Here is a 6,089-nt window from a genome sequence, read left to right on the forward strand (position 1 = left end):
ACAGGAGTTGCCGCCATGTCATCCGCCCCGTCCGCTTCCCCGGCCGCTGCCCGTATCACCGCCCTGGACGTGCTGGACGTGCGTTTCCCGACGTCCGAGCATCTGGACGGGTCGGACGCGATGAACCCCGAACCCGACTACTCCGCCGCCTACGTCGTCCTGCGCACCGACGCCCCCGACGGTCTGGAGGGCCACGCGCTGGCCTTCACCACCGGCCGCGGCAACGATGTCCAGGCCGCCGCCATCGCGGCTCTCGCCCCGCACGTGGTCGGCCTGTCCGTCGAGCAGGTCTGCGGCGACCTCGGCGCGTTCTCCCGCTCCCTGGTCCACGATCCCCAACTGCGCTGGCTGGGCCCGGAGAAGGGCGCCATCCACATGGCCACCGGCGCGGTCGTCAACGCCGCCTGGGACCTGGCCGCCAAGCGCGCCGGCAAGCCCGTGTGGCGCCTCCTCGGCGAAATGTCGCCGGAGGAGCTGGTCGCGCAGGTCGACTTCCGCTGGCTCTCCGACGCCCTCACCCCCGAGGAGGCCCTGGAGATCCTGCGCCGCGCCGAGCCCGGCCGCGCCCAGCGCATCGGCCACCTGCTCGACCGCGGCTACCCCGCCTACACCACCACGCCCGGCTGGCTCGGCTACTCGGACGAGAAGCTGGGCCGCCTGGCCCGCGAGGCCGTCGCCGACGGCTTCACCCAGATCAAGCTGAAGGTCGGCGCGGACCTTCAGGACGACATACGGCGCATGCGCGTCGCCCGCGAGACCGTCGGCCCGGACATCCGCATCGCCGTCGACGCCAACCAGCGATGGGACGTCCAGCCCGCCATCGACTGGATGCAGGCCCTGGCCCCGTACGACCCGTACTGGATCGAGGAGCCCACCTCCCCGGACGACATCCTCGGCCATGCCGCGGTCCGCAAGGCGCTCGCCCCCATCAAGGTCGCCACGGGCGAGCACATCGCCAACCGGGTCGTCTTCAAGCAGCTCCTGCAGGCCGGCGCGGTCGACATCGTGCAGATCGACTCCGCGCGGGTCGGCGGAGTCAACGAGAACCTCGCCATCCTGCTGCTCGCCGCGAAGTTCGGGGTGCCGGTCTGCCCGCACGCGGGCGGCGTGGGCCTGTGCGAGATGGTGCAGCACCTGTCGATGTTCGACTACGTCGCCGTGTCCGGCACCACCGAGGACCGTGTCATCGAGTACGTCGACCACCTGCACGAGCACTTCGTCGACCCGGTGCGCATCGCCGACGGCCACTACCTGGCGCCCACGCTGCCGGGGCTGAGCGCGCAGATGCACCCCGAGTCCCTCAAGGAGTACGCCTACCCCGACGGCCCCGTCTGGACCGCTCGTGTCTGACGCCCAGCCCCTCGTCGACGCCCACCACCACGTGTGGGACCTGGACGTCCGGCCGCAGCCCTGGCTGGAGGAGCCCGGTCACGAGGCGATCCGCCGCAACTTCAGTTCGCACGCCCTGCGATCGGCCGCGACCCGGCCGATCGCCGGACGGCGGCTGACGAGCACGGTGGTCGTCCAGTGCATCGCCTCCGTGCCCGAGACCCGTGACCTCCTCGCCCTGGCCGAAAGCGATCCGCTGATCGGCGCCGTGGTCGGCTGGGCGGACCTGACGTCCCCCGCGATCGGCGACGTGCTCGACGAGCTGCGGGCCGGGCATGCGGGCCGGTACCTGCGGGCCGTACGGCACGTCGTGCAGGCCGAGTCCGATCCGCACTGGCTCCAACGTCCGGACGTGGAAAGGGGGTTGCGAGCGGTGGGGGAGCGGGGCCTCGGGTACGACGTTCTGGTCCGCAGCCACCAGCTCCCGCAGGCGATCCGCCTCGCGGAACGGCTGCCGGAGCTGCCGCTCGTCCTGGACCACGCGGGCAAGCCAGCCGTCGCGCGGAATGAACTGGCCGACTGGGAAAGGCAGTTGCGGCTGCTGGCCCGGCATCCCCAGGTCCACTGCAAGGTGTCGGGACTGGCCACGGAGGCCGACCACGAGAAGTGGACCGTCGAGGACATCCGCCCGGTGTGGGACGTCCTGCTCTCCGCCTTCGGCCCCGGGCGGCTGATGTTCGGCTCGGACTGGCCCGTCTGCGTCCTCGCCGGCGGCTGGAACCGCTGGGCCGCCACCGTCGAGGAACTCCTGCACGACTGCTCCGGCGCGGAGACCGAGGCGGTACTCGCAGGCACCGCGACCACCTTCTACCACCTGACCCCCACCCCTACTCCGACGAACGCGGGTACGCCGTGCTCCTGACCGAACTGCTGCACCCCGGCATCCTCGAATCCCTCGCCGGAGCCGGCCACGGCGCCCGCGTGCTGCTCGCCGACGGCCACTACCCGGCGAGCACCGCCACCGGCGAACGCGCCAGAACCGTCCACCTCAACCTCGCCCCCGGCCTGCTCGACGTCACCACCGTGCTCGACGTCCTGCTGCGAGCCCTGCCCGTCGAGGCGGCCCACGTGATGGTGCCGCCCGAGGGCGAACCGGAGCCGCCCGCCATCGCCGAGTACCGCTCGAAACTGGCGCCCGTCCCGGTCGACACGCTCGGCCGCTTCGAGTTCTACGACGCCGCCCGCTCACCCGACCTGGCACTGGCGATCGTCACCGCCGACACCCGCACCTACGCCAACCTGCTGCTGACCATCGGCGTCCGCGCTGAAGGGACCCTGATCGCACGATGACACTAGCCGTCCGTTACCTGTCCGCCCGCACTCTGGACACGGCGCCCGCTGCCACGGCGCCGCCGGGACCCGGTGAGGTGGAACTGGCCCCCGCCTACGTCGGTATCTGCGGTACCGATCTGCACATCTTCCACGGTGACATGGATGCCCGGGTGGCCGCGCCGGCCGTCCTGGGCCATGAGATGTCCGGCCGGGTCGTGCGCGTCGGGCCGGGCGTGGAGGGCTGGCAGCCCGGTGACGCGGTGACCGTGATGCCGCTGCGCTGGGACGACACCTGCCCGGCCTGCCGCAAGGGCCACCAGCACATCTGCCAGCACCTGGACTTCATCGGCATCGACTCGCCGGGCGCGATGCAGCAGCGCTGGACGGTGCCCGCCGCCACCCTGATACGGCTGCCCGCCACCCTGCCCCTGGACCGGGCCGCGCTGGTGGAGCCCACCGCGGTCGCCGTGCACGACGTGGGCCGGGCCGGGGTGCGCGAGGGCGAGAAGGTGGTGGTGGTCGGGGGCGGCCCGGTCGGCGTTTTGATCGCGCTGGTGGCGCGGGCCGCGGGGGCGGAGGTGCGGGTGGTGGAGCTGAGTGCCCACCGGCGGCTGCTGGCCGGGGAGCTGGGGCTGAGCGTGTGGGACCCGGCCGCCGAGGACGTGGCCGAGCTGGTGCGGGAGTGGACCGGGGAGGCGGGCGCGGACGTCGCCTTCGAGGTCTCCGGCGCGGCGGGCGGCGTGGAGATTGCGGTCGAGGTGCTGGGGGTGCGGGGCCGGCTGTGTCTGGTCGCGATCCACCCCAAGCCGCGTGAGGTGAACCTGCACCGCTTCTTCTGGCGTGAACTCACCCTGGTCGGGGCCCGGTTGTACGACCGCTCCGACTTCGAGAAGGCGGTCGCCCTGGTCGCGGAGGGGACCGTGCCGGCCGAGCGGCTGATCAGCAAGGTCGTGCCGCTCACCCAGGCACCGGCCGCGTTCGGGGCGCTGGAGGGCGGCGGTGACGTGATGAAGATCCTGGTGGACTGCACCGACGAGGCCCGGGAGGCCGCCGTATGACCGCCTTCGACCTGACCGGACGGCTCGCCGTGGTCACCGGGGCCCGGCGCGGGATCGGCCGGGCCATGGCCCGCGCGCTCGCCGAGGCTGGCGCCGACATCATCGGCGTGAGCGCCTCGCTGGAGTCTTCTGGCAGCGCGGTGGAGAAGGATGTCACCGCGGCCGGGCGCAGTTTCGAGGCGATCCGCACCGACTTCGCCGACCCGGAGGCGGTGCGGGCGCTGGGCGCGGACCTGGCCGGGCGGGAGCGGCCGGTGGACATCCTGGTCAACAACGCGGGCACGATCCGCCGCGCTGCGGCCGCCGAACACGCGGACGCGGACTGGGATTTGGTGCTCCAGGTCAATCTGAGCGCGCAGTTCGCGCTGGCCCGGGCGGTGGGCGCACAGATGGTGGCGCGGGGCCGGGGGAAGGTCATCTTCACCGCGTCGCTGCTCAGTTTCCAGGGCGGTATCACGGTGCCCGGCTACACGGCCGCCAAGCACGGTATCGCGGGTCTGACCAAGGCGCTGGCCAACGAGTGGGCGCCGCACGGGGTGAATGTCAACGCGCTGGCGCCGGGCTACATCGCCACCGACAACACCCAGGCGCTGCAGGACGATCCGGTGCGCAGCAAGGCGATCCTGGACCGGATCCCGGCCGGGCGCTGGGGGAAGGCGGACGACCTCGCCGGGGCCACGGTGTTCCTGGCCTCGGACGCGGCCGCCTACATCCACGGCACCGTCCTGCCCGTCGACGGCGGATGGCTGGGCCGATGAGCGCCGACCTGTCCTCGGTTCTGGCCGGAGCCCGTCTCCTGCCGGTGCTGACCGTGCCGTCCGCCGCGAGTGCCGGCCCGCTGGCCGAGGCGCTCGCGGCGGGCGGTGCGCGCTGCGCGGAGGTCACCTTCCGCACCCCGGACGCCGAGCAGGTCGTGAAGGCGATGGCCGCCCACGGCGGCCTCACCGTCGGCGCCGGCACGGTACTCACTCCCGAACAGGCGGAGCGGGCCGTCGCGGCCGGGGCCCGCTTCGTCGTCTCCCCCGGCTTCGACGGAGAAGTCGTGACCAAGTGCCGGGAGCTGGGCGTGCCCGTGGTCCCCGGCATCGCCACCGCGACCGAGTTGATGCGCGCCCTGCGGGCCGGCCTCGACACCGTCAAGCTCTTCCCCGCCGAACCCCTCGGCGGCCTGCGGACGTTGCGGGCGCTGGCTGCGCCCTTTCCCGGGATGAGCTTCGTGCCGACGGGCGGGATCGACGCGTACCGCATGGCCGCCTACCTGGCCGACCCGGCGGTGCTCGCGGTCGGCGGCAGCTGGATGGCCACCGCCGACCATCTTCGGCGGGGCGACTACGAGGAGATCCGCCGGCTGACCGCCGATGCGGTCGAAAGGAGCAGGACGTGACCGACGTGGTGGCCCTCGGGGAGGTCATGCTGCGCTTCGATCCGGGTGAGGGAAGGATCAGCACCGCCCGCAGCTTCCAGGTCTGGGAGGGCGGCGGCGAGTACAACGTCGTCCGCGGCCTGCGCCGCTGCTTCGGCCTGCGCACCGCCGTGGTCACAGCGCTCGCCGACAACGCGGTCGGACGCCTCGTCGAGGACCTGATCCTGCAGGGCGGAGTCGACACCTCGATGATCCGCTGGGTGCCCGACGACGGTATCGGCCGCAGTGCCCGCAACGGCCTGAACTTCGTCGAACGCGGCTACGGCATCCGCGGCGCAATGGGCGTCAGCGACCGCGCCCACACCGCCGTCTCCCAACTGCGCAAGGGCGACGTCGACTGGGACACGGTGTTCTCTACCGGGGTGCGCTGGTTCCACACCGGCGGCATCTTCGCGGGCCTGTCCGACACCACGGTCGACGTGGCCGACGAGGCGATGGCGGCCGCGCGCCGGCACGGCGTCACCGTCTCCTACGACCCCAACCACCGCCCCAGCCTCTGGGCCGGCCGCGGCGGACCTGAGCGGGCCCGCGAGGTCGACCTCCGGCTCGCCCGGCACGCCGATGTGGTCGTGGGCGCACTGGGCCTGGCCGGGGCACACCCAGGACAGACGCGCGTCGGTGCCGACGAGGTTGAGGACGCGCTCGCCGAGGTGGCCGGCCTGCTGCCCGATGCGAAGGTACTGGCGACGACCCTGCGTGAGGTGCCCTCGGCCGGCGTCAACGACTGGTCCTCGGCCGCCTGGTCCGCCGAAACGGGCTTCGTCAACGGTCCGCGGATGCCCGGCCTGCACGTCCTGGACCGCATCGGCTCAGGCGACGCCTTCGCCGCCGGACTGATCCATGGCCTGCTCGCCGGTCACTCCCTGGAACGCGCCCTCGCCTACGGCACCGCCCACGGCGCCCTGGTCATGACCACGCCCGGAGACGTCTCCATGGCCACCCTCGCC

The 6,089-nt window shown here is 72.8% G+C and carries 7 protein-coding genes; all 7 read left to right on the forward strand.

Features of this window, described 5'->3' with window-relative positions; all coding sequences use genetic code 11:
- The first annotated feature begins 15 nt into the window (after positions 1-15).
- Positions 16-1,350 carry an L-fuconate dehydratase gene (locus tag ACFY1E_RS46560; protein ID WP_389088330.1) on the forward strand — a complete coding sequence of 445 codons (1,335 nt, stop codon included), beginning with the start codon at positions 16-18 and terminating at the stop codon, positions 1,348-1,350.
- Positions 1,343-2,251 carry an amidohydrolase family protein gene (locus ACFY1E_RS46565; RefSeq protein WP_389088332.1) on the forward strand — a complete coding sequence of 303 codons (909 nt, stop codon included), beginning with the start codon at positions 1,343-1,345 and terminating at the stop codon, positions 2,249-2,251. The genes ACFY1E_RS46560 and ACFY1E_RS46565 overlap by 8 nt, the downstream gene beginning before the upstream one ends.
- Positions 2,242-2,679 carry an RbsD/FucU domain-containing protein gene (locus ACFY1E_RS46570; protein ID WP_389088335.1) on the forward strand — a complete coding sequence of 146 codons (438 nt, stop codon included), beginning with the start codon at positions 2,242-2,244 and terminating at the stop codon, positions 2,677-2,679. Before ACFY1E_RS46565 ends, ACFY1E_RS46570 begins: the two co-directional genes overlap by 10 nt.
- Positions 2,676-3,719: a zinc-binding dehydrogenase gene (locus ACFY1E_RS46575; protein WP_389088337.1), complete on the forward strand. Its 1,044-nt coding sequence runs from the start codon at positions 2,676-2,678 to the stop codon at positions 3,717-3,719. Before ACFY1E_RS46570 ends, ACFY1E_RS46575 begins: the two co-directional genes overlap by 4 nt.
- The gene (locus tag ACFY1E_RS46580) at positions 3,716-4,477 is read left to right on the forward strand and encodes an SDR family oxidoreductase (RefSeq protein WP_389088340.1); all 762 of its coding nucleotides are present in this window, start codon (positions 3,716-3,718) and stop codon (positions 4,475-4,477) included. Before ACFY1E_RS46575 ends, ACFY1E_RS46580 begins: the two co-directional genes overlap by 4 nt.
- Positions 4,474-5,103 (forward strand): bifunctional 4-hydroxy-2-oxoglutarate aldolase/2-dehydro-3-deoxy-phosphogluconate aldolase, encoded by a 630-nt coding sequence (locus tag ACFY1E_RS46585; protein ID WP_389088342.1) that lies wholly within the window; start codon positions 4,474-4,476, stop codon positions 5,101-5,103. The genes ACFY1E_RS46580 and ACFY1E_RS46585 overlap by 4 nt, the downstream gene beginning before the upstream one ends.
- Positions 5,100-6,089 (forward strand): sugar kinase (locus tag ACFY1E_RS46590; RefSeq protein ID WP_389088345.1); only part of this gene is annotated, 990 nt, incomplete at its 3' end. The genes ACFY1E_RS46585 and ACFY1E_RS46590, both read left to right, overlap by 4 nt.

The organism is Streptomyces sp. NPDC001604, assembly GCF_042893475.1.
Taxonomy (GTDB): Bacteria; Actinomycetota; Actinomycetes; order Streptomycetales; family Streptomycetaceae; genus Streptomyces.